The sequence below is a fragment of the Tropicimonas sp. IMCC6043 genome, assembly GCF_004146235.1.
GTDB lineage: Bacteria > Pseudomonadota > Alphaproteobacteria > Rhodobacterales > Rhodobacteraceae > Tropicimonas.
Window position 1 is genome coordinate 1 of sequence record NZ_SELO01000143.1, and the last position, 699, is coordinate 699.

Sequence of the window (699 nt, forward strand, 5' to 3'; positions counted from 1 at the left end):
CCGTGCACCACACTGAGGCAAACGGTTGGACATTTAAGTGACGTACGGGTGAAAACACGGCGGCGAGTGGTCCACTCAGCACCACTCGCCGCCTGCACGATATAATTCATTGTTGGAAACTGACAGGGAAGTAGCTTTGAATGTCAGTTGGTCAAGAAAGTTTCCGAGAGGCGGCGCGCGGACTACGCTGCAGCGGTGACGGTGCAAAGAAAAGCGACGAGCGTCAACGAGGACGCTCGCCGCGAAGATGCTGGAAACGGGCGGTTTCAAAACTAGCCTAGAATACGGCAAGACTGTGGCGAAAGTATGACCAGACATTCCCAACTGGTCTGCCAGTTGATGGCAAGATCGCCTGATTTCGCTCTCTGATCAAGCATTGCGCGCGGCAGGCGGTGCTCACGTAGACTGGAACGCCTGATTGTAGGCGGATCGGGCTGGGACACCCGCGCCGGCCGGCTCGAGCTTGCGATCCCGAAGATGCGCTAGGGGAGCTATCAAACAAGCTCCCGCGAACCGCGGCGGATGGCGGAAGAGGCTCTGGTCGCCGTCATCCGGAAAGCCTGCGTGCAGGAGTCTCGACGCGCTCGGTCGATGATCTTGTGAAGGCCATGGGTGCGGGCGGCATGTCGAAGATCCAGGTCAGCCGGCTGTGCGCAGAGATCGAGGGCGAGCAGGCCTTCCGGACTCTGCTCCGGATTA

The 699-nt window shown here is 59.4% G+C and carries 1 pseudogene; it reads left to right on the forward strand.

Going from position 1 to position 699, the window contains the following annotated elements:
- Positions 1–432: 432 nt before the first annotated feature.
- Positions 433–699, forward strand: a pseudogene (locus EU800_RS26145) (transposase); the annotation flags it as partial.